Genomic DNA, 25,928 nt, shown 5'->3' on the forward strand with positions numbered 1-25,928 from the left:
CCGATCACCTCAAAAGGGGCAGTGCTCAATTTTGGGTGGTCAATTTTCACGCCACGGCGATGTCCCCCGCGGCCGCGCGCCGGGCGGCCACCGCCCGCAGGAAGTGCGACATGTGCCGGAACGCCAGCCGGGCCTCGGGGAGCACGTCCGCGAGGATCGGGAAGACGTGCGGCATGTGTTTCCACTCCTCGTACCGGACCTGGACCCCGTGCTCGCGCGCCCGCTCGGCCACCCTTCTGGCCTCGTCACGCAGCACCTCGGTCGACCCGGTCACGATCATGAGGGGCGGCAGCCCGGTGAAGTCCCCCAGCACCGGCGAGACGAGCGGATCATTGGGGTCGAGACCGGAGGTCCACCGGCGCGCCAGCCACCGCACCCGGCCGGCCGGGAGCATGGGATCCTGCCAGCGGTTCGCGCGGCGCGGGAAATCCGTCAGGTCGGCCCACGGCGACAGGCAGATCGCCGCCCCCGGCAGCGGGAGCTTCCGGTCGCGCAGCGCCAGCAGCGTCGCCAGCGTGAGGTGGCCGCCCGCCGAGTCGCCCGCCAGGATGACGTCCTCGGGGGCGTAGTCACGTCCCAGCAGGCAGTCGTACGCGTCCAGCGCGTCGGACAGCGAGTCCGCCAGCTGGTGCACGGGCCCCTGCCGGTAGTCGAGCGCCAGCACCGGCCGCTTGGCCGCCGCCGACAGCCGCCACGTGATGGACCGATGGGTACGCGGCGAGCACGAGAAGTAGCCGCCGCCATGGAAATAGAGCACCGCCTTGCGCTCGTCGAGCGCCCGGCCGCCCCGCACCCACTCGCCCTCGCACGCCGAGAATGCCTCGGGCGCGATGGTGACGTGCTCGGGCTGCGGCACCCTGACCAGCCGCCCGAGATCACCGAGCCGGGCGGCGCAGACCAGCGCGAGAGGATGGCGCATGAGCAGCGTCGAAGCCGGCTTCAGGGTGCCGTGCATCAGGCCGATCAGCGCGCGGGCCTGCCAGCTCAAGGGATGCTCCGGCATCACGTCCCTGTCGATCCGCATGTTGACCCTCCGACGGATCTCCTTCCCTCAACGAGATCGTTCTACCGGCCAGTAAGTATCTCGTCGCTTATCTGGATATTTCCCAGCTATCACCCGCTTACCAGCCCGTACGACGTCATATTGGTCTTCTGCCCCGACAGCCCGGCACTTCACCAGGCGCTCCCCGCCGCTGAGGTTTATTGCGTTGCGGGGCATGCAGCCCTCGTCGCATAATTCCGTGCTCCCCATGGCAGGCCCGTGCGCGGGCCCGAACACGGTTGGTAACCGTGTCCTCACCCCCCGGAGGTGCAAAACCATACCGCTCTATGCCCGGCTCGTCCGGTACGGCTTCCGCAAACACGCCACCTACGTCTGGGCCGCGATCGCCGGCGCATTCACCAACAGCGTGTTCGGCATCCTGCGCGCCTACATCCTCATCGCGCTCTGGCAGGCCCGCCCCGGCCTGGCCGGCTACGACATGTCCGACGCCATCACGTTCTGCTTCATCACCCAGGCGTTCATCGGCCCGATGCAGCTGTTCGGCGGCGGGCTCGGCCTCCCCGAGCGCATCCGCAGCGGCGACATCGCGCTCGACCTGGTCCGACCGGCCTCGCTCCAGCTCTGGACGCTGGCCGAGGATCTGGGCAGGGCCGCGTACCTGTTCCTGGTCCGCGGCATCCCGCCCATGCTGGTCGGCGCGGCGCTGTTCGGGATCACGACCCCGGACAGCCTCGGTCAGTGGCTGGCCTTCCTGACCGGCTTCGCCATCGCCGTCGTGGTCAGCTTCGGCTGGCGCTACCTGATGGCGCTGTCCGTCTGCTGGCTCGTCGACGACCGCGGCGTCGCCGTGGCGTCGATGGTCCTGACCACGTTCTTCTCCGGGATGATGGTGCCGCTGCACCTGTTTCCCGGCCGGCTCGATGATCTGGCCATGTCGCTGCCCTGGGCGGCCATGGTCCAGCTCCCCACCGACCTCTACCTCGGCAAGGCCCCGGTCCTGGAGACGTTCGCGTTCCAGGCGCTCTGGGCGGTGGTCCTGCTCGGGCTGGGCGCGCTCGCCACCAGGGCGATCCGCCACAAGGTGGTGATCCAGGGTGGTTAGGACGTACTTCCTGCTGCTGTGGACCTGGACCCGCGCCGCGGCGGCGTACCCGGTGTCGTTCGCGCTGATGGTCCTGTTCGGCGTGGTCACCGCCGGCCTCGACGTCGCCGTGATCCTGATCGTCTTCGCCAACACCACCACCCTCGCCGGCTTCTCCCGCGACGAGGTCCTCTTCCTGTACGGCGCCGCCGGCGTGTCGTTCGCCGTCTGCGACACGTTCGTCAGCAACATCGACCGGATCAGCCAGCACATCAAGGCGGGCACGCTCGACACGATCCTGATCAGGCCCGTGAGCGCGTGGGTCCAGCTCACCACCGACCGCTTCGTCCCCGCCCGGATCGGCCGGGTCCTGCAGGCGGTCATCGTGCTCGGCTACGGCATCGCCGCGCTCGACCTCGACTGGCGGCGTGCCTGGATGATCCCGGTCATGGTGGCCACGGGCGTGGTCATCTTCGGGGCCCTGTGGACGCTGGCCGGGGCGATGCAGTTCCTGCTGACCGACGCCCCCGAGGTGTCCAACGCCCTGACCTACGGCAGCGCCCAGCTCAACCAGTACCCGCTCAGCATCTACGCCCGCGACCTGGTCAGGGCCGTGACGTACGTGTTCCCTCTGGCCTTCGTCAACTGGCAGCCCGGCCTGTACGTGCTGGGCCGGGCCGACCCGTTCGGCACGCCCGAGCTCATGAGATTCGCCGGACCGGTCGCCGCGCTGGTCCTCGCCCTGCTGGCCGGGCTGGCCTGGCGGCAGGGCATCAGGCACTACCGATCCACGGGGAGTTGACCATGATCGAACTTGACGGGGCCGGACGCTCGTTCAAGATCAAACGGAGGGTCGTGCACGCCGTGCGCGATCTGTCGTTCACCGTGTCGGCCGGGGAGTTCGTCGGCTACCTCGGACCCAACGGCGCGGGCAAGTCCACCACGATCAAGATGCTGTGCGGCATCCTGACGCCCACGTCGGGCCAGGTCCGGGTGGCCGGGCTCGACCCATCGCGCAGGCGCACGACCCTGGCCCGGCGGATCGGGGTGGTGTTCGGGCAGCGTACGACGCTCTGGTGGGACCTGCCGCTCGCCGACAGCTTCGAGCTGATCCGCCACCTGTACAAGGTGGACCGCGCCACGTTCAGGTCGCGGCTGGGCGAGCTGACCGAGACGCTCGACCTGGGCGGGTTCATGCGTACGCCGGTGCGCCAGCTCAGCCTGGGCCAGCGCATGCGCGGCGACCTGGCGGCGGCGCTGCTGCACGCGCCCGACGTGCTGGTGCTGGACGAGCCGACGATCGGGCTGGACGTGGTGAGCAAGGCCAGCATCAGGGACTTCCTGCAGCGCGTCAACGCCGAGCAGGGCACGACCGTGCTGCTCACCACGCATGACCTGGGCGACATCGAACGCCTGTGCCGCCGGGTCATGCTGATCGACCATGGGCGGCTGGCCTTCGACGGAACGCTCGACGACCTGATGGCCACGGCGCCCGAGCAGTCGAGCCTCGAGGAGGTGGTCACCCGCCTCTACACGGCCGCGCCTCAGTAGTAGCTGCCCTCCGGCGTGGCCTCGTAGTCCTCGTCCAGGTCGTCGTCCCGCCGCGACCAGCGCGACGGCATCAGCACGGGGATGAACAGCGCCACGCCGAGCAGGGCGTACACGCCCGTCGTGAGCAACGTCTTGGCGCCGGAGCCGGCGTCCCTGATGAGCTGGTTGACCGACGGCTCGCTCGGGATGAGGGAGAGCGCCCGGTTCACGTCGAGGGCGTAGACGACCGTCCAGGCCAGCAGGACCATCGACGGCACGAACGTCGCCAGCGGCGATATCCGGCCCGCCACCACCAACCCGTAGACCAGCCCGATCGCGGCCATCGCGCCCAGCGCGATCCACATCTTCTGGTTGTCCGGCGGGTTCGCCGCCGCATTGCCGACGGCCTGCTGAACGGCCCAGCCGCCGCCTCCCAGCAAGGCCGCCGTCACGACAAGCCCGATGAAGAATCCACCTAAGTGCCGCAACGTTCTCACCTCTATGTCAACGCGGTCGGCACGACCCTAGCGACAAATGCCCATTTCGGACAGTTATTGCTGACTTCGCACTCTGGGTCTCATGAGTGACTGCCCCGTGAGAGCATGAGGCACACCCATGCATGCGCAACTCCCTCTCCGACTCGCGCGGACGGCCGCCTTCTCCGCCGTCTGCGTGGCTCTCGCCGCGTTCGCCCACATGCTGGGCGGCGGCTCGGCGCCCGCGCCGTGGGCCGCCGGTCTGGGGCTCGCGGGCGTGTCCGCGCTGGGGCTGGCGCTGTGCGGCAGGGAACGCTCGACGACGACGGTCACCATCGTGCTGATGGGTGCTCAGCTGGGTCTGCACGAGCTGTTCGCGGGCGACGGCGGGACCTACTTCTCGCTGCGCGGGCTGTTCTCGACGGACGTCGTCGGGCACAGCCATGCTCAGGGCGGCCTGAGCGTGACCACCGGGATGCTGCTCACGCACGTGACGGCCACGCTGATCACGGGCCTGTGGCTGGCGCGCGGCGAGGCCGCGCTCTGGACGCTGCTGCGCCTCGTCGGCCGCCGCCTCATGCTGTTCCCGGCGATCGCCGTGCCTGCCGTACGGGCTGCCGCGCCGATCGTGCTGACCAGGGTCGTCCCGCTCCAGCCGGAGTTCCGGCACTGCGTGGCCAGGCGAGGTCCTCCACTTCCCGCCTGACCATCTGACACCCCTTTTGCTTTCCCATTCACCAAGTGGAGTTCTCCGCATGTCCTTCGTACGTCGTACGGCGACCGTGTTCGCCGCCGCCACCGCCCTCACCGTCGGGCTCGCCATCCCGGCGCTGGCCCACGTCACCATCCAGCCGGGCACCGCCGAGCAGGGCGGGTTCACCAAGGTCGCGTTCCGGGTGCCGAACGAACGCGACGACGCCTCGACCGTCAAGATCGAGGTCGACTTCCCGACCGACCATCCGCTGGCGTTCGTGTCGGTCAAGCCCCTGCCGGGCTGGGACGTCAAGGTCACGCAGGGCAAGCTGCCCAAGCCGGTCAAGACCGAGTACGGCGACCTCAAGGAGGCCGTGACCAAGATCGTGTGGTCGGGCGGCAAGATCAACTCTGGGGAGTTCCAGGAGTTCGAGGTGTCCATGGGGCAGCTGCCCAAGGACACGGAGTCGCTGACGTTCCCGACCAAGCAGACGTACTCGGGGGGTGAGGTCGTGACCTGGGCAGACCCGCCCAAGGCTGACGGCACCGAGGCCGAGCACCCTGCCCCGACGCTCAAGCTGGTTCCTGCCAGTGGGGATGACGATCACCACGGCATGGCCTCCGCCTCTGCCGCTCCGGCCGGCGCCGCCCCTTCGGTGACTCCCGTGGCGGCCTCCTCGGCGTCCACCTCTGACGGGACGGCCCGCCTCCTGGGCGGGGCCGGGCTGGTGGTGGGCGTCATCGGCATCGTGATCGGCGCCCTCGGCCTCCGCCGCCGCCCCACCTCCTGACGCTCCCGGTGCCCCGCCTCCCCGGGCTCCCACCCCATCCGAGGGTCCCGAGCGGGCGGGGTGCTTCCCACCGCCTCCCCAGGGGCTGAGCACCCGGCGAACGCTTCTCACCGCCTCGCCAGAGGGCCAGGCACTGCACACATCGCGCCGGGCGCCGTTTGCATGCGGGGGCGCCGTCACGCAAGCCGAGCGCCGTGGCGCGGGGCGGCCGCATCCACGTGGTCGTGGGGGCGCGCAGGCGTCGTCGCGTGCGGGTAGCGCTCAGGGCAGTCGCCGGACCGGGCGGCAGCCGGGTCGGCGGTGCGGGGTCAGGAGGTGATGTCCTTGCCGGAGAAGCGCGCCCACGCGATCGAGCCGAACAGCACGATGTACGCCCCGAACGTCACCAGCCCGTCTCTCAGCGCCCCCATGTCGATCGGGCTGCGCAGCACCGCGTCGAAGTTCGTGAACCTGGTCGGCAGCAGGTACGGCGTGATCGAGTTCAGCTCCGGGATCGCCCGGAGCACCTGGCAGACGATGACCAGCACCAGGGTGGCCGCGATGGCCCCGATGGAGACCTCGGTGAACGTCGACAGCGCCACCCCGATGGCGGCCAGGGCGGCCATCCCGGCGCCGACGTACCCGACGGCGATGAGGATGCGCAGCAGGCCGTCCGTCATCGAGATCGTGGTGCCCGACAGCAGCGTCACAGGACCGGCGGGGAAGAGGATCAGGCCCGTCAGCAGGGCCGTCAGCGCCACCACCGCGGTCACCGCGTACGCGAAGACGACCGCGTTGAGGTATTTGACGAGCAGCAGCCGGGTGCGTCCCGCCGGAGCGGCCAGCAGGTAGCGGAGCGTCCCCGCCCCGGCCTCGCCCGCGATCGAGTCGCCCGCCACCACGCTGACGGCGACCGGCATCAGCAGCAGCACGAGGAACGAGAACGAGGCGAACGTCAGCATCAGGCTGTTGCCCGCGACGTCCGCGATGATCCCGCCCATGCCCTCCTCGGAGCTGACGATGCGCAGCGCCACGCCGATGACGACCGGCACGACGCCGAGCACGGCCAGCATCACCAGGTTGCGCGGGCGGCGGAACGTCAGGCCCAGCTCCGAGCCGAGCAGGCGCCAGAACGGCCACGTCCTTCCCGTGAGGGCGGGGGCGGCGCCGGGTGGCTCCGGCGGCCGGCGGCGTTCCGTGGTGCGCATGGTCTCCGTGACGGGTACGAGGCCGGGCGTGCGGCGGGCGGTCTGCGTCCCGGTCGCCGACGTTGAAGCCGAGGCCCCCACCGACGTCGCCGCAGCCGACGTGGCCGGTCCCAAGGGTCCCGCCGTTTCAGCCGTCGACATCGAAGCCCTCCCCTGTCAGTCCGACGAACACGTCCTCCAGGCTCGGCCGCAGCACGGCCAGCCCGCGTACGGCCACGCCCTCCTCCACCAGCGCGGCGTTGATCCGCTCCGGCGCGTGCCCGCCCAGTTCAGCCGTCGCTTCCCCGGACGCGGACCGCACGTCGGCGAGGCCGAGCCGGCCGAGCACCCGGGCGGCGTCCGCCACGTCGGGAGTCTCCACCCGGACGCGTGCCACGATCCCGCCGCTGAGGGAGGCGATCGTGCCCTGGGCCACGAGCTTGCCGGTACGCATGATCGCCGCGTGCGTGCACATCTGCTCCACCTCCGCGAGCAGGTGCGAGGAGACGAAGACGGTGGTGCCGTCTGCGGCGATCTCCTTGACCAGCGTGCGGACCTCGCGCGTGCCCTGCGGGTCGAGGCCGTTGGTCGGCTCGTCCAGGATGAGCAGCTCGCGCGGCCCCAGCAGGGCGGCGGCGATGGCCAGGCGCTGGCGCATGCCGAGGGAGTAGTTGCGGTAGCGCTTGCCGGCCGCGGCCGACAGGCCCACGCGCTCGAGCGCCTCGGCGATCCGCCGCCTGGCGGTGCCACGCGGGGCGGTGGGGTCGGCGGCGTCGAAGCGCGTCAGGTTGGCCGAGCCCGACAGGTACGGGTAGAAGGCCGGCCCCTCGACCAGCGCCCCCACCTTGGGCAGGGCCTGGACCTGCGGCAGGCCGAGCACGGAGTACTCCCCCGACGTCGGCGCGACCAGGCCGAGCAGCATGCGGATCGTGGTGGTCTTGCCCGAGCCGTTCGGCCCCAGGAAGCCGAACACCGAGCCGCGCGGGACGGCCAGGTCCAGCGCGTCCACGGCGACCTGGCCGTCGCGGAAGCGCTTGGTCAGCCCCTCCGTGACGATGGCGAACTCCCCGGCCTCCGCCCCCGGGGGCGGGGCCGCCCCGAAGGGCGCCCCCGCTTCCTGCGTGACGGCGGTCACTTGATGCCCGCCGCCTTGGTGATCTCCTCCGGGGTGACCGCGCCGACCAGCAGGCGGCCGTCGTCGGTCAGAAGGGCGGTGACGAGCTTGGTCTTGATCAGCTTGCCGGAGCCCCACGCGCCGCTCACCGGGGTGGCGGACTTCAGCACGCTGTCGACCAGCACGCTCGGGTCGGCGTCGCCGCCGCCGAAGCGCTTGCCGTCACCCGTGTCCGAAGGCGTCCCAGTGGCCGACGGCGTCCCAGTGGCCGCGGACGTCCCGGCCTTCAGGTCCGCCAGCGAGAACGGCACGACCGCCACGGTCGTCCAGCCCTGCCCCACGACCTTCGCCCGGTCCGCGACGTCCTTGGCGTGCTCGGCGCGCTGCTCCGCGCCCTGCTCGATCTCCGTGCCGAGAGTCTGCTCCTTCACCTTGGCGCCCGCGGGCGGGGTGAAGGTGAAGTTCTCGTCCGCCGGCGGCGTGAACGTCACCTGCGTGAACCCGACCTGGAACGCCGGCTCGGCCGACTCCTTGGCGTAGACCTGCACCTGCAGCGGGACGTACGTCTCGCCGTCGAGCGCGATGCGGATCTCCTGCACCAGGGAGCCCGCGTCCTTGGGCGCCAGCACGAGCTGGTAGGCCGACCGGCCCGCCACCTCGGCCGTGTTGATCACGCGGACCGCGGTGTGCTGGTCGACGTTGGCCAGCAGCCGCTCGGCCACCTGCTGCGGGGTCAGGTCGGTCGGCTTGGGCGTGGCCAGGTTGTGCTCCTGCTCCGTGCCCGCCTTGACGGTCACCTTGGTGGCCGTGTTGGTGGCGCTCTCCCAGTACCAGGCCTGGTCGCCGTTGACGATCAGGTTGGTCTCGTTCAGCTGGGTCGGCATGGCCACCCGTAGCTTGTCCTTGGCGCCGTACCAGACCTTCACCTCGTGCGAGCCCGACAGCAGGCTCAGCGGCGACTCCGCGCCGGTCTGCGGCAGCGCCGGCAGGCCGAGCGAGGCCGTCTGCTGCACGGTGCCGGACATCGGCGGGATGCCGCCCTGCTTGCTGGTCGCCGCCACGGCGTCGGCCAGCAGCTGCTGCGCCGAACGCTCCGGCAGCACGGGGTCACCGCTCACCGCGGCTATCACGGGGCCGGCGCCGATCGCGGCTCCGATCACCGCCGCGGCGGCGATCGGGACTCCCCACCTCACGAACGTGCCTCTGCGCATCTCACTCCTTAACGGTATGTCGATGCTCAGAGCCTGCGTGATGCATCCTTAGGCAAACCTGAGACTGTCTGAGACGGCTCTCAGTCTTCTCAGCGTCATCTCAGGGCAGGAACGGGAGAATCGCCACATGAGAGTACTTGTCGTCGAGGACGAACGGCGGATGGCCGCCGCGCTTCAGCGGGGGCTCCAAGCTGAGGGGTTCGCGGTGGACCTCGCCCACGACGGCGAGGAAGGGCTCCACGCGGCCAGGCAGGGCGACTACGACATCGTGGTGCTCGACATCATGCTGCCCAGGCTGTCGGGCTACAACGTGTGCAAGCAGCTGCGCGCCGAGGAGAACTGGGTGCCGATCCTCATGCTCTCCGCCAAGGACGGCGAATACGACATGGCCGACGGGCTGGACCTGGGGGCCGACGACTACCTGACCAAGCCGTTCTCGTACGTGGTGCTGGTGGCGAGGCTGCGGGCGCTGCTGCGGCGCGACTCGGGGCGGCGGCCGTCGGTGCTGGTGGCGGGCGATCTGTCGCTGGACCCGGCGCGGCGCAGGGTCGAGCGGGGCGAGAGCGTGATCGAGCTGACGCCGAGGGAGTTCTCGCTGCTGGAGTACCTGATCCGGCGGCGGGACGAGGTCGTGTCCAAGGCGGAGATCCTCGAGCACGTCTGGGACACCTTCGACACCGACCCGAACGTCGTCGAGGTGTACGTCGGCTACCTGCGTCGCAAGATCGACGCCCCCTTCGGCAGGAACGCGCTCCAGACCGTGCGCGGCGCGGGCTACCGCCTGGCGGGCGACGGTGGCTGACTCCCCGCTCCTGTGGTGGCGGCGGCAGGGGCTGCGGTTCAGGCTCACGGCGGCGGCCGCCGCGGTGCTCGCACTGGCGCTGGCCGTGTCGGCGTCGGTGCTGCTCAGCGTGCTGGAGCGGGCGCTCATGGACACGGTGGACGAGTCCATCAGGCAGCAGGCCCAGTCCGTGCGCGTGGCGGCCGACGCGGGCACGCTGACCAGCCCCATCACCACGCACGACGGCACGATCGTGCAGGTCATCGACGCCCAGGGGCGGATCACACACGTCACGTACGGCACCGACCGGCTCGTTCCGCTACTGGACGCCCAGGCCAGGGCAAAGGTGCTGAAGCACGGGCAGGCCACGCTCCTGGACGGCCGGCCGTACGCGATCCCCGGGCCGCTGTGGGTGATCGTGCTCCGCGCGGACCACGGGCAGACCGTGATCGCGGCCAGGCCCATCAGCGAGATCCAGACCAGCCTGGGCACGGCAGGCAGGGTGCTGCTGGTGGGCACGCCCGCGCTGATCGTGCTGCTCGCGGTGGCGAGCTGGCTCATGATCGGTCGCACGCTGCGCCCGATCGCGGCGCTGCGCAGGGGCGCGGCTGAGATCACGCACACGGCCAGATCGCGCCGGCTGCCGGTGCCGCAGTCACGCGACGAGGTGCACTCGCTGGCCACCACGCTGAACGACATGCTCGCCCGGCTGGAGGAGGCGGAGCAGCGCCAGCGGGCGCTGGTCTCCGACGCCGCGCACGAGCTGCGCAGCCCTCTGGCCAGCATCAGGCTGCAGCTGGAGGTCGCGCTCGGGCATCCCGAGGGTCAGGACTGGCAGGAGACCGCCGAGGGCGTCCTGGAGGACACGATGCGGCTGTCCAGGCTGGCCGAGGACCTGCTGGCGCTGGCCAGGCTGGACGAGCGGGGCGGCGTGCCCGCCAGGCGCGAGCCCGTCGAGCTGGACGAGGTGGTGCGGCAGACCGTCGACAGGTACGCCGAGGCGCGCCTGACGGTGTGCGACCCGGTCGTGGTGCGGGGCGACGCCCTCGACCTGAGCCGGGTGTTGACGAACCTGATGGACAACGCGGTACGTCATACCTCGTCGAAGGTCGAGGTGGCGCTGACCGCGGACGGCGTGCTGACGGTGACCGACGACGGGCCGGGCATTCCCGAGCAGGATCGCGAGCGCGTCTTCAACCGTTTCACCAGGCTGGATTCCGGTCGCAGCCGTGACGAGGGCGGCACCGGGCTGGGGCTGGCCATCGTACGCGAGACCGTGCGGGCGCACGGCGGGACGGTCGTCCTGGAGGACGCCGGGCCCGGGCTGCGGGCTGTGGTGCGGCTGCCCGTCTCCCCCTGACGGGCCTTCGCGTGCGTTCTCTAGTGCGGGTGGTGCGAGGGAGCGCCGCCGCCTGGAGGAGCGGCGGGAGCGTAGCGACCAGAGCGGGGGAAGGCGGCGGTATCAAGAGCGACCGAGCCCGCCTCTGCGGAGCAGAGGCCATAAGCATGGAGCGTTCCTAATCTGGTCAGGCTGCTGTCCCCTTTTCTGCCGTCGCCAGGAAGTCCTGGGCGATCAGCGGGAGGCGGCGGCGGGCGTGCACGACGGCGATGACGCGACGCACGGCGGGCTCGAGCGAGCGCACGATCAAGCCTGCGCGGGCGGCCTGTTCGGCCATGCCGCGGTACCAGAGCAACGACGCCTGGCCGGCGCGTACGGCGTTGAGCCAGCCGTTGCGCTCGTCGGTTTCGAGCACGACCACGGGGCTCACCGCGTACTTGCCGAACATCGCGTCCAGCTCCCTGCGCCGCATGCTGCCGCGGGCCGGGAGTGCCAGGCGCATGCCGTGCAGCTTGCCCATCGGCACCGGATTGGGGAGTTCGAGCCCGGGCGGGGAGATCAGCACGATCTCCTGGCGCTCGAGCGGGTGGGTGATGAGGTCGGTGGGGACGGGCAGATCGGTGAGCCCGAGGTCGGCCCGCTGGTCCCTGATGGCGCTGACCACGGCGTCTCTGCCGTCGCAGCGGACGATGTGCACGCGTACTCCCGGGTGCTCGGCCGCGTAGGCCGGGAGCAGCCGTCCGGCGAGGCCGGGTTCGAGGCTGGGCGTGGAGGCGATGCGGAGCTCGGCGTCCGTGACTCCGCTGGTGTTGGCCAGGCTCTCGATCTCGTGAACGGCATCGAGCGCCTCCCTCGCCAGCTTGACCACCCGACGACCTTGGGCGGTGACGACCACGCCGCGGCCGGAACGAGCGAAGAGCGTCATGCCTAGCTCTCGCTCAAGATCGCGGATCGCGCGTGACAGCGCAGGCTGCGCGATGTAAAGCGATCTGGCCGCGTCGGTCATGGTGCGGTGCTCCGCAGTCGCGACCACATAGCGGAGCTGCTGGAGATTCATGCCAACGAAGCTAGGGCAACGCCCGCCGCGGAGACCGGGAGATAACCGAGATCACCTCGAATGATTTCGGACCGTAACCGAGCACTGCTACATCCGTGACGGGTGATAAATCAGTATGCTTTTGCCCCAAATTTGGCAAGGGTCCGGCAAGTCGCACCCCAGAGCCATCCATTCCAGACAACCGGGTGAACGGGGAGACACGGTGACAGGGAACGGACACTATCCACCCCCGCCACAGGGGCCAGGGCAGCCACAGAGGCCACCGTCATTGCCGTGGCCGCCGCCGAACTACGGCCAGCCGCAGCAGGGCGGCAGGCAACCGTACCCGCCACCGCCACCGCCCCCAGCTCCCCCGCAGGGCCCTGCCCAACCGCAGTGGCCACAGCAGGCGCCTCAGCGGCCGGCGTACCCGCCGCAGGGCAGCCCGCAGTACCCGCCGCCACCGCAGCCGCCGTACGGACAGCAGCCGTACCGGCAGCCGCCGCCACCCCCTCCCCCTCCGCCGCCCTTGCCGCCGGCGCAGTGGGGGCCGCCGCAGCGCAAGAAGTCGGGCATGGGCGTCATCGGCGTGATCGGCACCGTGGTCGGTTCGGTCGCGGCGCTGTTCGTGCTGCTCGTCATCGGGGCGGCGTTGCTCAAGAGCTCGTCGAGGTCGGAGACGACGACGCCGGTCGCCATCCCGACGTACGAGCCGTCGGAGAGCAGCACCGACGAGCCCACCCCCGACTGGACGCCGACGCGGTCGCACTCCGAGGAGCCCACCCAGCAGGAGACCAGCGAGCCGGAGACGACGCCCACCCAGCCGCAGCAGCCCAGGGCCACCCTCAACACGAGCCTGAAGAACAACACCATGTACCGGGCCGGCTCACTGCCCAGGTTGAGCTGCCCCGCCGGCAACGCGAACATCTTCAGCCACAGCCAGCTCAAGGCGCTGATCCTGAAGACCGGCAAGTGCATGGACCAGGCATGGGGCCCGATCCTGGAGAAGCAGGGCATCCAGTTCAGCCCGCCCAGCTACGCCATCGCGGCCAAGCGGGGCAGGGGCGCGTGCGGCGACTACCCGTCGGCCGGCAGCATGGTGCCGTACTACTGCCCGCGCAACAACACGATCTACGCCTCCACCTCGGCCATGGCGAGGGGCAACGGCAACGCCCGCGGGTACGGCCAGATCATCTCCTGGCACGGCGGCATCATCAGCATGCTGGCCCATGAGTACGGGCACCACGTCCAGAACATCACGGGCGTGATGAACTCCTGGTGGCAGGCGACCGTCGACTCCTCCGGCCAGAGCGGCAAGCTGGCGCTCAGCAGGCGGCTGGAGCTGCAGGCCACCTGTCTCGGCGGCATGTGGATGCGGTCGGTGGCGTCGTCGTACCCGGTGACCACCTCCCTGCGCTCCCGCCTGTTCTGGTTCTACGGCCAGGTGGGCGACTATCCGGGCTGGCCGCGCGACCACGGCAGGCCCGCGAACAACAACCTCTGGTTCAGGCAGGGCTGGGAGAAGAGCAAGACGTACCAGTGCAACACCTGGCTCGCGCCCGCCTCGACGGTCTCCTGACCTTCGTGCAGGTGAAAGGTAAAAAATCCCCCACAAGGCACGCAATGTTCATCTCAGCTTGGGCACATGTCTCTGATGTCCAGATATGGCAGCTAGAATCCTGGCAATCTTGCCCTCAAAGGGGGACAAACACCAGTTTTACCTGGTAGGCGTGTAAGGAGCCGGGTGTGAGCAACAGCGACGGGGCAGAGACCGCACCCGGAGACACGAAACGGCGGCCCATCCGCCGCCCGCGTCCCGGCTCCTCCGCCCCTCGCTTCGCCAAGCCCCTCACGACCGCCTCCGTACTCGGGTGGACCGCCCTGTCCGCCATCGCGCCCGGCGCCGCCCATCTGCGCGCCGGGCGCCGCCGTGCCGGGCTGGCGCTCCTCAGCGCGTACGTGGTGCTGCTGCTGGCGGCGCTGGCCTTCTGGCTCACGCATCGCAACGCGGAGGACTACGCCTCGTTCGCCGGGGACGGGAAGATGGTCACCGTGGTCGTCGTGGCCTCGGTCGGCGCGCTGGTGTGGTTCGCGGTGCTGGTGACCTCGTACATCGCCCTCGGCCCCAACCGGCTCAACCAGCCCGGCCAGGTGCTGACCGGCATCATGGTCGGGGTGCTGTGCGTGGCGGTGATGTCGCCGTTCGCGCTGACGGCCAACTACGTCCTGACACTGCGGGACACGATCCAGAAGATCTTCCCCTCGCAGCCCGACGACCCCGAGGTCCCGCCTCCTCCGAAGGAGGGCGAGGACCCGTGGGGCGGCAAGGACCGCGTGAACTTCCTGCTCATCGGCGGCGACGCGGCGGGCAACCGCACCGGCGTGCGGACCGACAGCATGAACGTGGCCAGCGTGGACCTCAAGACAGGCAACACCGTGCTGTTCAGCCTGCCGCGCAACCTGCAGCACGTGCGCTTCCCCCCGAGCTCGCCGCTGCACAAGCAGTTCCCGAACGGCTACATGGCCGAGCTCCCGAACGGCGGGCTGCTCAACGAGGTCTGGCAGTACGCCAACGACAACCCGCAGCTCATGGGCGGCAAGGACAAGGGTCCCCGGGCGCTGATGGACGCCATCGGCTACACGCTGAACCTCAAGATCGACTACTACATGCTGATGAACATGTACGGCTTCGCGGACCTCGTCGACGCCATCGGCGGTCTCAAGATCCGCGTCGAGCAGGACGTCAAGTGGGGCGGCCACTACGGCACGGCGGGCACCATCAAGGCGGGCTACCGGAAGCTCTCGGGCGAGCAGGCCCTCTGGTACGGCCGCTCCCGCGTGGACAGCGACGACTTCTCCCGCATGGCCCGCCAGCGCTGCGTCATCGGCGCCTTCGCCCAGCAGGCCACCCCCGCCAAGATCCTCACCAACTTCTCCAAGATCGCCGGCGCGGCCAAGCGGCTGGCCAGGACCAACATCCCGCAGCACCTGGTGCAGCCGCTGGTGGAGCTGGCCGTCAAGGTCAAGAACGCGCGGATCACCAGCCTGCAGTTCGTCCCGCCGGAGTTCTACTCGGGCCGGCCCGACTGGATGAAGATCCGCCAGGCGGCGAAGAAGGCGCTGAGCGACTCGATGCGGCCCGCCGGGCAGGCGCAGACGGCCAATGTGACCGCGTCCCCCAGCGGGACGTCCTCCTCGGCCTCGCCGACGCGCACGCAGGCCGCGACGCCCACGCAGACGCCGACGAGGAACTCCCAGAAGTCCGGCGCCAAGTCCCTCAGCGAGCTCTGCGGCCTGTCATGACCTTCCGGGCCGCGCCCGTCACACCGCCGCGGACTTCCTCGGCAGCAGCGCCATGGCGCCGAGGTAGAGCACCGCGGCCACGATGAGCAGGCCCTTGTAGCCGATCACCAGCGCCGCGTACTCGAGGCAGCCGCCCACCATGGCGCCCAGCAGGTTCGCGCCGAAGGACGTGGTCGCGTCGGCCGTGTCGGCGAAGCGCTTGGCGAAGACGACGTTCGCCGCGAAGATCGGCAGGAACGCCACGACCACGGCCGCCACGGCCCGCAGCGGCAGCGGGAGCGACAGGAGCCACGCGTTCGGCACCAGCCAGGCCAGCAGCAGGCCCGCGAGGAGCACGCCGTACATGACCGGCAGGGGCGGGACGCGGAAGCGGCGGGTGACCTCGACGGCGGCGAGGACCGCGACCAGGACGCCGGCGAAGACGATCGCGTTCACGACCCACGTGGTGCCGAACAGCAGCGCGAACCCGGTCACGCTCTTGGTCTCCAGCAGCATGAACGCCACGCCCAGCAGGAACAGGTCCGAGTAGGGGCGCATCCGCTCATAGGGCCCCGCCACGACGCGGACGGCGAAGAGGCTGACGAGGAGGATCAGGCCGAGCGTGATGATGTAGATCGGCGGGATCGTGGCGTCCTTGAGGTAGAGGAACGGCCGGTCGTCGTTGGCGGGCTGCGGGGTGCCGGGGGCGGCGCCCGGCCACTCGGCCGCGCAGCGCTGGTCGGACGTGGTCAGGCCGGCCGTGATCACGGCCTGCTGGCCGGCGGTGCTGACGACGTCCACGCACGGCTTGTGGCCGAAGGCGCGCTGCATCGTGGACGCGAGGCGGTCGACGAGCCAGCTCTCGCGGTAGTAGTTGTACATCGAGAACGTGCCGCCCGGCTTGAGGTGGGCGCGGGCGGCCCGCATGGCCTCCTCGGTGAACAGGTAGCTCTCCAGGCGCAGCGAGGAGGCCCCGGAGACGAGGGTGAGCGAGTCGGGCAGGGCGAAGAGGATCAGGTCGTACTTGTCGTCCGTGCGCTCCAGGAAGGCGCGCCCGTCGGTGATGTGGGTGGTGACGCGCGGGTCGTCGTACGGCCGGTCGGGATGGACCGAGCCGCCGAGCTCGCGCAGCTTGGGGTCGATCTCCACGGCGTCCACGCGGCTCGCGCCCTTGGACAGCGCGATGGCCACGTCGGTGCCGCTGCCCGCGCCGACGATGAGCACGTCCCTGGGCTGTTTCATGTTCCGCTCGTACGGCAGCCCGTACTGGGCCTCCCACTGCAGGCGGGCGGCGGCGGGCACGGCCTGCTGGTGCGGGATGCCGTTGACCGCGATGTCGGTGACGAGCACGCCGAGCTGCGTGAGCTGCCTGGTCGTGACCTTGTAGTACGGCGACCAGATCGCCCCTGCGGTGAGTGTCTCGATCAGCAGCAGCCCTACCACGGCCAGCGAGGGCACGGTGACCAGCCCGACGTAGAGCGAGCGCGGCCGGGGCACGAGCAGCAGGCCGTAGCAGATGGCCGCGATCAGGCCCCAGAACACCGGCGGCGCGCTCAGGAACGACAGCGCCGTGAACGCCGCGATCCCGCTGAGGCTGCCGATCAGGTCGTAGCGGTACGCCTCCAGGCGCGGCAGCTCGGGGAAGCAGCGCCCGACGAGCTCGGCGGGCCCCATGAGGACCAGCGCGGCGGCGCAGAAGATCACCGGCAGGATGAGCCAGGCGGGCGGGCCGGTGGTGGACAGGCTGGTCCAGTAGAGGACGCCCTCGGTGTTCCTGTCGACCGTCACGGGGAAGGTCAGGACGACGGCGACCAGCAGGGCGAGCACGACGGGCGAATAGTACGGCTGCCGCCGCGACCGCCCCACGCGCAGGAACCCGAGCCCGATGCCGAGAAATGAGCCGAGCAGCACGAAATTCGTGAAATAGCTGAGATGGACGATGTTCGACCCGGTCCACCGGATGAGTGCCAGCTCGAGGAAGAGCATGAAAGCGCTGGCGAGGATCAGCCTCGGCCGCACCGCCAGCCAATGAGCTCTTTCCCCGTCCCCGACCGGCTTCTGCGCCTGGAGCGTCATGCTGCCTCACCGTAGTGAAGAGAGAGAAAACTAGGAAGTCCGGCGGCCGGCGAGAAATGTCGTCCGCTTCGCACTAATTAAGGCATTTACGCAGGTCAAAGCCCTGAAACTCGCTGGACGCCAAACCATGGAATGGATGAAAGTTGGGGAGTTCGTTTCCCTGCACATCCTCCGGTGGTGACACATGCGGGTTCTGATCCAGCTCCGCCCCTCCCCCGATCTGGTCGCGGCGGTCGCCGACCCCGGCCGGACCGCGACCACGGCCGACGTGGCCGACGGCCTGCCAGGGGTCGAGCTCGACCCCGCCTTCGTTCCCGTGGCCGTCGCGCGGCCCGTCCCCGCAGCGGGCGGCGATCCGCTCTCGCTCAACCAGCCGCTCGCCTTCTCGCTGGCCGCCGAGGACGCCTCGGTGCTGGTACGCGGCACGATCTCGGGCGACGAGCCGGCCTCCAGGATCGCGATGCTGCCCACGCTCAGGCCCGACGTGGTCGGCGTCTTCGCCGATCCGGTGATCGGGACCACCCAGACATGCGGGGGCGACCCGCCGGTCGGCGACTGGCACGACGTCGAGCGGCTGCTGAACGTGCCGGCGCTGCACGCCGAAGGGCTCGACGGCACCGGCGTGGCGCTGGCCGTCCTCGACACCGGGATCAACGTGGCCCACACGGCCAGGCAGCTCGGCAGGAGCGTCACGCTGGACGTCGCGCGGTCATGGAGCCCGCAGGGCGTGTCGGGCACTCCGGGCGAGTTCGAGGTCGACCACGGGACGATGTGCGCGTTCGACACGCTCATCGCCGCCCCGCAGGCGTCGCTGATCGACATCCCGGTGCTGCTGTCCACCCGGCCTGGCAGCACGGCGATGGACGGGCTGCTGTCGGACGCGGTGTCGGCGCTCGCGCACCTGCGTGACGTGCTCGCCGCCCAGCCCGCCGCCACCAAGGCGCTGGTGGTCAGCAACTCCTGGGGGTCGTTCTCCCCCGAATGGGACTTCCCGGTCGGGCATCCCGGCAACTACTCCGACAACGCCGCCCACCCGTTCAACCTGATGGTGTCCGAGCTCGACGCGGCGGGGGCGGACGTGCTGTTCGCGGCGGGCAACTGCGGGCTGCAGTGCCCCGACGGCCGGTGCGCCTTCCCCAGCCGGCCCATCGCGGGCGCCAACTCCCACCCGAAGGTCCTGTCGATCGGCGCCGTCGACGTCAACGGCGAGCGGGTGGGCTACTCCTCGCAGGGTCCCGGCCGGTTGACCGCCCGCAAGCCCGACGTCTGCGCCTACACGCACTTCTCCGGGTCCAAGGCGTTCGGCGAGGGCACGCCCGACTCGGGCACCTCCGCGGCGACGCCGGTCGCCGCGGGGCTCGTCGCCGCCGTACGCACCCGGTGGCCGGCCACCAGGCTGTCGCCCGCCCAGCTGCGGGCGCTGCTGCGGCGCACCGCGGAGGACCGCAGCGAGGTGGGCTTCGACTACGACTACGGCTACGGCAACGTGGACCCGGCCGGCATCCTGGCCGCGCTCCAGCGGCGGCTCAAGAGCGCGGCCTGACGCCTGTCAGGCGTTCTCCCGGTTGAACACCCGGGTCCCCACCGTGAGGCTGACCGCGGCGAACACCACGGTCACCGCCACGCCCAGGCCCACGGTGCCCGTCAGGTAGCGGCCGTTGAACAGGTCGCGCAGTGCCTCCAGCACGTACCTGAACGGGCTGACGTGCGAGATGGCGTCGAGCCAGCCCGGCGCCATCGACATCGGCAGGAACGACCCGGAGAGCAGGACCAGCGGGACCACCGCCGTGGACATCACGGGCGCGAACAGCTGCTCGTGGATCGTCAGCGCGACGGCGTACGACAGGGCGGCCAGGCTGACCCCCAGCACGACCACCAGCACGAGCCCGGCGGCCAGCCCGGGCGCGGGAGCGCGCAGGCCGAAGGCGAAGGCGACGGCGAGGAGCAGCACCAGCTGGATCACCAGCGTCAGCGTGTTGTTGAGTACGCGCCCGAGCAGCAGCGCCAGGCGGCTGGCGGGGGTGACCCGGATCCGCTCCAGCACGCCGGAGCGCTTCTCGAACACCACCCCGAACCCGGCCATGCCCGTGCTCATCAGCCCCAATTGGATGATCAGCCCTGGAACAAGCGTCTCCCACGTGCCGAACGTGGTGAAGATGGGGCCGAACAGCACCAGGAAGAGCAGCGGCTGGATCGCGCCGATGACGATGGCGATCCTCTGCTGGAGCGTGGCGCGCACGCCGTGGCGGAACAGCACCCACGTGTCGCGCAGCATCACACACCCGCCTCTTCGCGCAGCGAGCGGCCGGTGATGTCGAGGAAGACGTCGTCGAGCGTGCGCCCGCCGGTCTTGAGCTCGGCCGGGGCCCCCTCGGCCACGATCCGGCCGTCATCGATGATCAGAATCCGGTCGCAGAGGGCGTCGGCCTCGTCCAGGTAGTGGGTGGTGAGGAAGACCGTCATGTCCTTCTCCTCCCGCAGCGAGCGGATGTGGTCCCACAGGTTGGCCCGGCTCTGCGGGTCGAGCCCGGTCGTGGGCTCGTCGAGGAAGAGCAGGACGGGGCCGTGCAGCAGGGCGAACGCGATGTCGAAGCGGCGGCGCTGACCGCCTGAGAGCGCGGCGCCCGGCTTCTGCTCCAGCCCCGTGAGCCCGAGCCGCTCCACCGCCTCCCGCGTCCTGGCCTCCGCCTCCTGGCGGCTCAGCCCGTACAGCATGGCCTGGAGTTCGAGCTCGCCCCGCAGCGGCGCCACCGGCGAGATCCCGCCGCTCTGCGAGACGTAGCCGATGCGCCTGCGCACCTCCTTCGCGTCGCCGAGCAGGTCGTGGCCGGCCACCGTTGCGGTGCCCGAGGTGGGGCGCAGCAGCGTGGTCAGCATGCGCATGGTCGTGGTCTTGCCGGCGCCGTTCGGGCCGAGGAAGCCCACGATCTCACCGGACCCGACCGAGATGTCCACGTCTTTGACGGCTTCCACGCCGCCGTCGAAGGTCTTGCTCAGACCTGATGTCTTGATCATTTCATCGCCTCCAAAATTAGAGTAGCCACAATTTTGGAGTCGCTGCAAGTTGGATACGATGAGGGCATGGAAGAGGGGCTGCGGGAGCGGAAGAAGCGCGAGACCAGGCAGCGCATCGCGGACATCGCGATGGGGCTGTTCATGATCAAGGGGTTCGACAACGTGACCGTGGCCGAGATCGCGCGGACCGCCGACGTGTCGGTCAACACGGTCTTCAACTACTTCGGCACCAAGGAGGACCTGTTCGCCGACCGGCAGGACGTGGCGATCGACCTGGCGCCGCAGGTGCTGCGCGAGCGCGAGCCCGGGGAGAGCGTGGTGGAGGCGTTCCGCCGCGACTTCTTCGACGCGCTCGACACGCGCCACTGGCGCTACGGGCTCAACCAGGGGGCCGACGTGTTCGACCGGATCGTCAGCGAGGCGCCCTCGCTGGTGGCCAAGCTGCGCGAGATGCAGGAGAAGCGGGAGGACGCGCTGACGCGGGCGCTGGCCGACGAGCTCGGGTCCGAGGCCGACGACCTCACGCCGCGCCTGGTCGCCACCCACATCCTCAGCACGACGCGGATTCTCACCCAATCCGCGGTGCGCAGGCAGGGGGCGGGCGAGCAGTGGGAGAGCGTCGAGCCCGACCTCAAGGTTCAGGCGGCCAAGGCGTTCGACCTGCTGGAGTCGGGCATCGGCGACCTGCTAGCGGGAGAAGGCCCCAGTCAGCAGCATGATCCCGAAGGCGAAGATGACGAAGCCGAGGGTGACGATCATCAGGACTGAGCTGACGATGCCGCAGATGCGCCCGGCCTGGACCATGCCGCGGTTCTCGTAGTAGTAGCCGCTCTCGTCGATCTCGCGCAGCGCCCTGGTGCCCAGAGACCAGGCGAAGGGACCGATGAACGTGCAGACCACCAGGCTCAGGATGCCCAGCACGAGGATGGTGGTGCCCTGCGGGTGACTCTGCGGCGGCGGCCCATAGGGGGAGGGGCCGTAGTTGGGATAGGACATGGTTGCTGCGCCCCCTCTCCGGTCGTGATCCAGGCCCGTTTTTATACCACAGCCTCCCCCTTGATCACGTTGCGACATCATGGTGGAGCACCTGTTCGGACCCTTTAGGAGCCTGTCCCCGTGCGTGAACGCACTGCCGCCTTACTCGCTCATCCGGTCTTCCAGCGCTTCATCGTCGGCGTCATCCTGCTCAACGCCGCCACGCTCGGCCTGGAGACCTTCCCGGCCGTCGTGGCCGTCCACGGCCACCTGCTCACCGCGGTCGACCACGTCGCGCTGTACATCTTCGCCGCCGAGCTGGTGGCCAAGATCTATGTCGAGCGCTCGCGCTTCGTGCGTGACCCGTGGAACATCTTCGACACGTTGATCGTCGGCGTCGCCCTCCTCCCCCACTCGGGCGGCCTGTCGGTGCTGCGCTCGCTGCGCATCCTGCGTGCCCTGCGGCTGCTGTCGGTCGTGCCGAGCCTGCGCCGTGTGGTGTCGGCGCTGCTGCGCGCGATGCCGGGCATGAGCTCGATCGTGCTGCTGCTCGGCCTGGTGCTGTACGTGGCCGCCGTCATGGCCACCAAGCTCTACGGGGACACCGCGCCCCATCGCTTCGGCAGCCTGCCGACCTCGCTGTTCACCCTTTATCAGACGATGACGGGCGACGACTGGGGAAACATCGCCAGGGAGGTCATGACCCGGCATCCGTCGGCCTGGATCTTCTTCACCATCTTCATCCTGATCTGCACGTTCGTGGTGCTGAACCTCTTCATGGCCGTCGTGGTCAGCGCCATGGACGAGGAGAGCGCCGAGGAGCGCGCGGCGCTTGAGGACACCGCCACCGCGCAGACCCAGCGGATCCTGGACGAGCTGGCCGAGCTCCGCAAGGAGGTCGCGGCACTCCGCAAGCAGGACATCATGGACTGAGCCCCTTGGGACGCCGCCCGCGACCACGCGGACGCCGCCCGGGATCACGTGGACGCTGCCGGGACTACGCCGGCTGCATCGCGCCGACGCGTGGCCGGTAGGCCACCCGCCACAGGGTGACGGCCAGCACCAGCGCGACCACGGCCCAGCCCGCGATCAGGCCGGACACCGCGGCCACCGCCAGCGGCGCGACGACCGAGGGCAGCGCCCAGCCCCAGATCCACCGCCGCTCGGCGCCCGTGGCCACGCCGAGCACGGTGGAGGCGGCGAAGTAGACCGCCAGGCCGGCGCCCAGCACCCAGCCGACGCCGCCGTGCAGGTGCTCGGCCGGATGGGCGGCGACCGCGCCGAGCCCGGCCGCCGTCGCGGTGATGCCCACGGTCATCGCGAAGTGCGCGGGCAGCGCGATGTACGCCCTCAGCCCCCGCTCGGCCGCGCCCGGCACCGCGCTCACGCCGTACTGCAGGGTCAGCCACCACAGCGAGACGACCAGCCCGAATCCCGCGACCGCCGCCAGGCCGAGCTCCCAGCCCCAGGACTGCCCGGAGGCGGCCATCACGACCTGCATGACCGCCTCGCCGATCACGATGATCACGAACAGGCCGAGCCGCTCCCCCAGGTGCGCGGGGTCGAGCACGGCGGCCCTGACCGCCTCGATCGGGCGCGGTGTCCGCCCGCTGAGCTGCGCCCGGCGCAGCTCGCGCTCCTCCAGCCGCCTGCCCTGCCGCTGCATCTCGCTGACCAGGCGCTCCGGCCTGCGGCTCTGCAGCACGGAGAAGAGCATGTCGAGGACGACGCCGACGCCCCACAGCCAGTACCGCGCGGACCCCTGGACCCCGATGGAGGCGAACCACGGGACGAGGCCCGCGCCGAGCTGCGCCGCGGGCCAGGCCGTCATGACCATGCCGGAGCGCTGCAGGGTCTGCGAGGCGCCGATCCGGCAGGTGATGTACGCGGCGATGAACCAGCCGTCGTGCGTGTCGCCCGTCGCGGCGATCTCGTGCGCGACGTTGGGCGCCGCGGCGGCCATCACCGCGATGCCGAACATCCCGATCAGCATGCCGCGCGTGCGGGTGCGCTCGGCCTCCGCGTTCGAGTAGAGCGTCAAGGTCGTCCACACGCTCCACACGGCGTAGTAGAGCACCACGAACAGCCCCACGTCCGCCCACGTCGGATGCGCGAGCCGGTGGGCGAGCTGCGCCACCGCGACGACGACAACCAGGTCGAAGAAGAGCTCTAACCAGCTTGCATGGCGCTCTACCGCTTCAGTCACGGCTAACGAGAATAGAACTCCACGACGAGCTGTTCGTCCACGGGGACCGTGATCTGCTCGCGTTCGGGCCGGTGCGTCAGCGTGAAACGCAGGTCGGCGTGGTCCACGGCGAGGTAGGGCGCGATGCGCTCGTCGGCGTGCACGCCTTCCGCGGCCGCCACGAACGGCTGCATCCTGCGGGACCGCTCCCGGACCGTGATGACCTGTCCGGGCTTGACCAGATAGCTGGGGATGTCCACCTTGCGGCCGTCCACTGCGATGTGCCCGTGGTTGATGTACTGCCTGGCCGCGTAGATCGACGGCGCGAACCCGGCCCGCAGCACGAGCGAGGCCAGCCGGCTCTCCAGCAGCGTGACCAGCTCGGTGCCCGACGCGCCCGGCTTGCGGACGGCGAGGTCCCAGTAGCGGCGTAGCTGCCGCTCCGACACGTCGTAGTACCAGCGCAGCTTCTGCTTCTCCATCAGCCGCAGCCCGTAGTCGCCGGTGCTGCGGCGGTTGGTCTTGCGGCCGTGCTCGCCCGGCGGGTAGGGGCGCTGCTCGAAGTAGCGGACGGCTTTCCTGGTCAGCGGGACGCCCGCGCGACGCGACAGTCGCACCTTGGGGCCGGTGTAGCGCACGTTCACCTCAATGTGATTAGGTAACCCTTACTTAGGTGAGGCTAACCTACCATTGGAATGGAGGGCCCATGCTGCCGATCCCCGAACGGGTCCGCACTCTCGCCGCGACCGCGAGCGTCGCCACGCTTTCCGTCGACGGCGCCCCCGCGCCGGCCCGGGGAGGGGTGGACGAGCGCGGCCGGCCGGTGCTGCTGGTGTCGCCCGGCGAGCCCCTGCACCTTCTGCGCGAGGACGCCGTCGTGGCGGTGAACCTGACGGCGATGCGGCAACTGGGGGACGCCACCCATCCCCGCGGGTTGCTGGAGGTGCAGGGGTGGGCGGAGGCCGTACCGGAGAGCGAGGCGCGCGACGCGGCGGTCGCGGTGGCCGCCCACAGCGCCGACGAGAGCCTGTTCGATGCGCTGGAACGGTTCGGGGAGCGCTCCGCGCCCCGGCTGCTGCGACTGGACGTGGGACAGGTCGTGTACCTGACCGGGCAGGAGTCGGGGCTGCTGGACGCCGACGACTACCTGGGCGCGACGCCGGACCCGCTGGCGGAGACGGCCGAGCGGGTGCTCGCGCACGTCAACGCCTCGCACCGGGCGCAGCTCACCGCGGGGGTGTCCCGGCAGCTCGGCGAGGAGGCCGGTGAGGTGTGGCTGTGGGAGCTGGACCGGTTCGGGGCGACCGTACGGGTGGACGAGTCGCTGATCCGCTTCCCGTGGCCGACCCCGGCCCGCTCCGACCTGTGTCTGGAGACGGCGCTGCGCGGGCTGCTGTGCTCCTGTTGATGATCACAATTGGCTCTGCGATTTGTCCGGATCGGTCCTGTCATAGGCGGCACCTCTCTAGCATTTGAGGCGTGACTGGCACGGAGCGATCATCCGAACCCCACCAGTTCGCCGACGAGAGCGGGCGGCGGGGGCGGATACTGATGATCGCCGGCGCGCTGATCGGCACGCTCATGCTGGCCTCGGCGGCGATCCTGGTGGGCGGGGCGTCCGCCGGCAGGCGACTGGACGCGGTCGACTGGCACCGCCCCCGCCCCGGCGCCCGCGACGGCTCCATCCATGTCGCCACCGAATCCCGCCTCCGCATCACGCCTACCGCCCTCGGCCCCAGCATCCCCGGCTCCTCCGCGCACCCGCCGCGCTCCCCCTCCGCGCACCCGACACACCCCGCCTCCGTCGCGCGCCGCCCCACCCCGAAGCAGGCATCCTCCGCGCATTCGACCCCACGGCGGACGATCTCCACGCACCCGACCCCCGGCGGTCCCTCGGTTTCCCGTACGCCCACGCTGATCACGGTCACTCCTGCGGTGCAGCCGACCCGCCCGTCCGTGGCGCCACCCCCCCACCGCCGCCACGACGCCTGGCCGCACTCACGTTCCGCGCGGTCAGACGCGCCACCCCCGAAAGCACTAAACCCCTCCTTTTACGGCTGCGCACGGTGGGCCGCATGCCGATCTTCAGGCCCGCAGCCCCCGTCCCGAACAATCTCGGTCCTATTCGTGGAATGAAGCGTTCCGTTCTGCTATTCTGGAACAGAACAAGCCGT

At 70.3% G+C, this 25,928-nt stretch carries 27 protein-coding genes; 14 read left to right on the forward strand and 13 right to left on the reverse strand.

The window, feature by feature from the left end; all coding sequences use genetic code 11:
- Positions 1-46: 46 nt before the first annotated feature.
- Positions 47-1,024, reverse strand: coding sequence for an alpha/beta hydrolase (locus ABD830_RS02730; protein ID WP_344984668.1), 978 nt, complete (start codon positions 1,022-1,024; stop codon positions 47-49).
- Between the two features lie 226 nt (positions 1,025-1,250).
- Between ABD830_RS02730 and ABD830_RS02735 the strand changes: the two genes are divergently transcribed.
- The 3 genes from ABD830_RS02735 to ABD830_RS02745 are packed head-to-tail and all read left to right on the forward strand — an operon-like array spanning position 1,251 to position 3,635.
- Positions 1,251-2,105 carry an ABC transporter permease gene (locus ABD830_RS02735; RefSeq protein WP_344987607.1) on the forward strand — a complete coding sequence of 285 codons (855 nt, stop codon included), beginning with the start codon at positions 1,251-1,253 and terminating at the stop codon, positions 2,103-2,105.
- Positions 2,098-2,886, forward strand: a complete 789-nt coding sequence (locus ABD830_RS02740; protein ID WP_344984670.1) for an ABC transporter permease — start codon at positions 2,098-2,100, stop codon at positions 2,884-2,886. Before ABD830_RS02735 ends, ABD830_RS02740 begins: the two co-directional genes overlap by 8 nt.
- Before the next feature lie 2 nt (positions 2,887-2,888).
- On the forward strand, positions 2,889-3,635 hold the full coding sequence (locus tag ABD830_RS02745) for an ABC transporter ATP-binding protein (protein ID WP_344984671.1): 747 nt from the start codon (positions 2,889-2,891) through the stop codon (positions 3,633-3,635).
- Here ABD830_RS02745 and ABD830_RS02750 read toward each other — a convergent pair.
- A complete protein-coding gene (locus tag ABD830_RS02750; protein ID WP_344984672.1) occupies positions 3,629-4,102 on the reverse strand; it encodes a hypothetical protein in 474 nt (157 codons plus the stop codon). The two genes, ABD830_RS02745 and ABD830_RS02750, sit on opposite strands and share 7 nt — an antisense overlap.
- A 127-nt stretch (positions 4,103-4,229) precedes the next feature.
- Here ABD830_RS02750 and ABD830_RS02755 point away from each other — a divergent pair, with 127 nt between their 5' ends.
- Together ABD830_RS02755 and ABD830_RS02760 are read left to right on the forward strand one after the other, a co-directional pair.
- A complete protein-coding gene (locus tag ABD830_RS02755; protein ID WP_344984673.1) occupies positions 4,230-4,796 on the forward strand; it encodes an MFS transporter in 567 nt (188 codons plus the stop codon).
- A gap of 49 nt (positions 4,797-4,845) precedes the next feature.
- Positions 4,846-5,574: a YcnI family copper-binding membrane protein gene (locus ABD830_RS02760; protein ID WP_344984674.1), complete on the forward strand. Its 729-nt coding sequence runs from the start codon at positions 4,846-4,848 to the stop codon at positions 5,572-5,574.
- A gap of 308 nt (positions 5,575-5,882) precedes the next feature.
- Here the strand turns inward: ABD830_RS02760 and ABD830_RS02765 are convergent, their stop codons facing one another.
- From ABD830_RS02765 to ABD830_RS02775, 3 genes are read right to left on the reverse strand one after another with little or no spacing between them, the layout of a single operon-like run.
- Positions 5,883-6,902: an ABC transporter permease gene (locus ABD830_RS02765; RefSeq protein ID WP_344984675.1), complete on the reverse strand. Its 1,020-nt coding sequence runs from the start codon at positions 6,900-6,902 to the stop codon at positions 5,883-5,885.
- The gene (locus ABD830_RS02770) at positions 6,889-7,875 is read right to left on the reverse strand and encodes an ABC transporter ATP-binding protein (RefSeq protein WP_344984676.1); all 987 of its coding nucleotides are present in this window, start codon (positions 7,873-7,875) and stop codon (positions 6,889-6,891) included. The genes ABD830_RS02765 and ABD830_RS02770 overlap by 14 nt, the downstream gene beginning before the upstream one ends.
- Positions 7,872-9,065, reverse strand: coding sequence for a LolA family protein (locus ABD830_RS02775; protein ID WP_344984677.1), 1,194 nt, complete (start codon positions 9,063-9,065; stop codon positions 7,872-7,874). Before ABD830_RS02775 ends, ABD830_RS02770 begins: the two co-directional genes overlap by 4 nt.
- A 127-nt stretch (positions 9,066-9,192) precedes the next feature.
- Between ABD830_RS02775 and ABD830_RS02780 the strand changes: the two genes are divergently transcribed.
- Entirely contained in the window at positions 9,193-9,867 is a 675-nt protein-coding gene (locus tag ABD830_RS02780; protein WP_344984678.1) for a response regulator transcription factor, read from the forward strand.
- A complete protein-coding gene (locus tag ABD830_RS02785) occupies positions 9,860-11,206 on the forward strand; it encodes a sensor histidine kinase (RefSeq protein ID WP_344984679.1) in 1,347 nt (448 codons plus the stop codon). Before ABD830_RS02780 ends, ABD830_RS02785 begins: the two co-directional genes overlap by 8 nt.
- 166 nt (positions 11,207-11,372) lie before the next feature.
- Here the strand turns inward: ABD830_RS02785 and ABD830_RS02790 are convergent, their stop codons facing one another.
- Together ABD830_RS02790 and ABD830_RS02795 are read right to left on the reverse strand one after the other, a co-directional pair.
- The gene (locus tag ABD830_RS02790; protein ID WP_344984680.1) at positions 11,373-12,242 is read right to left on the reverse strand and encodes a LysR family transcriptional regulator; all 870 of its coding nucleotides are present in this window, start codon (positions 12,240-12,242) and stop codon (positions 11,373-11,375) included.
- 393 nt (positions 12,243-12,635) lie between these two features.
- On the reverse strand, positions 12,636-12,797 hold the full coding sequence (locus ABD830_RS02795) for a hypothetical protein (protein ID WP_344984681.1): 162 nt from the start codon (positions 12,795-12,797) through the stop codon (positions 12,636-12,638).
- Here ABD830_RS02795 and ABD830_RS02800 point away from each other — a divergent pair.
- Positions 12,796-13,800 (forward strand): neutral zinc metallopeptidase, encoded by a 1,005-nt coding sequence (locus ABD830_RS02800; protein ID WP_344984682.1) that lies wholly within the window; start codon positions 12,796-12,798, stop codon positions 13,798-13,800. The genes ABD830_RS02795 and ABD830_RS02800 overlap by 2 nt on opposite strands.
- Positions 13,801-13,967: 167 nt before the next feature.
- Positions 13,968-15,524 carry an LCP family protein gene (locus ABD830_RS02805; protein WP_344984683.1) on the forward strand — a complete coding sequence of 519 codons (1,557 nt, stop codon included), beginning with the start codon at positions 13,968-13,970 and terminating at the stop codon, positions 15,522-15,524.
- An 18-nt stretch (positions 15,525-15,542) separates the two neighbouring features.
- On the opposite strand, the gene ABD830_RS02810 is transcribed toward ABD830_RS02805, so the two are convergent.
- Positions 15,543-17,579, reverse strand: a complete 2,037-nt coding sequence (locus ABD830_RS02810; protein WP_344984684.1) for a spermidine synthase — start codon at positions 17,577-17,579, stop codon at positions 15,543-15,545.
- A 184-nt stretch (positions 17,580-17,763) separates the two neighbouring features.
- On the opposite strand from ABD830_RS02810, the gene ABD830_RS02815 reads away from it, so the two are divergent.
- Complete coding sequence (locus ABD830_RS02815; protein WP_344984685.1) at positions 17,764-19,122, forward strand: S8 family serine peptidase; 1,359 nt, start codon at positions 17,764-17,766, stop codon at positions 19,120-19,122.
- A gap of 6 nt (positions 19,123-19,128) precedes the next feature.
- Here the strand turns inward: ABD830_RS02815 and ABD830_RS02820 are convergent, their stop codons facing one another.
- Both ABD830_RS02820 and ABD830_RS02825 read right to left on the reverse strand, forming a co-directional pair.
- The gene (locus ABD830_RS02820; protein WP_344984686.1) at positions 19,129-19,854 is read right to left on the reverse strand and encodes an ABC transporter permease; all 726 of its coding nucleotides are present in this window, start codon (positions 19,852-19,854) and stop codon (positions 19,129-19,131) included.
- A complete protein-coding gene (locus tag ABD830_RS02825; RefSeq protein ID WP_344984687.1) occupies positions 19,854-20,594 on the reverse strand; it encodes an ABC transporter ATP-binding protein in 741 nt (246 codons plus the stop codon). Before ABD830_RS02825 ends, ABD830_RS02820 begins: the two co-directional genes overlap by 1 nt.
- 66 nt (positions 20,595-20,660) lie before the next feature.
- Between ABD830_RS02825 and ABD830_RS02830 the strand changes: the two genes are divergently transcribed.
- Entirely contained in the window at positions 20,661-21,362 is a 702-nt protein-coding gene (locus ABD830_RS02830; RefSeq protein WP_344984688.1) for a TetR/AcrR family transcriptional regulator, read from the forward strand.
- Here the strand turns inward: ABD830_RS02830 and ABD830_RS02835 are convergent.
- A complete protein-coding gene (locus ABD830_RS02835) occupies positions 21,282-21,590 on the reverse strand; it encodes a DUF4190 domain-containing protein (RefSeq protein ID WP_344984690.1) in 309 nt (102 codons plus the stop codon). The genes ABD830_RS02830 and ABD830_RS02835 overlap by 81 nt on opposite strands.
- 120 nt (positions 21,591-21,710) lie before the next feature.
- Between ABD830_RS02835 and ABD830_RS02840 the strand changes: the two genes are divergently transcribed.
- Positions 21,711-22,502 carry an ion transporter gene (locus ABD830_RS02840; RefSeq protein ID WP_344984691.1) on the forward strand — a complete coding sequence of 264 codons (792 nt, stop codon included), beginning with the start codon at positions 21,711-21,713 and terminating at the stop codon, positions 22,500-22,502.
- A 64-nt stretch (positions 22,503-22,566) separates the two neighbouring features.
- On the opposite strand, the gene ABD830_RS02845 is transcribed toward ABD830_RS02840, so the two are convergent.
- Together ABD830_RS02845 and rpsD are read right to left on the reverse strand one after the other, a co-directional pair.
- Positions 22,567-23,775: a low temperature requirement protein A gene (locus ABD830_RS02845; RefSeq protein WP_344984692.1), complete on the reverse strand. Its 1,209-nt coding sequence runs from the start codon at positions 23,773-23,775 to the stop codon at positions 22,567-22,569.
- 2 nt (positions 23,776-23,777) lie between these two features.
- On the reverse strand, positions 23,778-24,392 hold the full coding sequence (gene rpsD / locus ABD830_RS02850) for a 30S ribosomal protein S4 (protein ID WP_344987608.1): 615 nt from the start codon (positions 24,390-24,392) through the stop codon (positions 23,778-23,780).
- A gap of 68 nt (positions 24,393-24,460) precedes the next feature.
- Here rpsD and ABD830_RS02855 point away from each other — a divergent pair, with 68 nt between their 5' ends.
- Both ABD830_RS02855 and ABD830_RS02860 read left to right on the forward strand, forming a co-directional pair.
- Positions 24,461-25,162, forward strand: a complete 702-nt coding sequence (locus tag ABD830_RS02855; RefSeq protein WP_344984694.1) for a DUF2470 domain-containing protein — start codon at positions 24,461-24,463, stop codon at positions 25,160-25,162.
- Positions 25,163-25,233: 71 nt separating this feature from the next.
- Complete coding sequence (locus ABD830_RS02860; RefSeq protein WP_344984695.1) at positions 25,234-25,890, forward strand: hypothetical protein; 657 nt, start codon at positions 25,234-25,236, stop codon at positions 25,888-25,890.
- Positions 25,891-25,928 lie beyond the last annotated feature (38 nt).

The organism is Nonomuraea helvata (assembly GCF_039535785.1).
In the GTDB taxonomy this organism is placed as follows: Bacteria; Actinomycetota; Actinomycetes; order Streptosporangiales; family Streptosporangiaceae; genus Nonomuraea; species Nonomuraea helvata.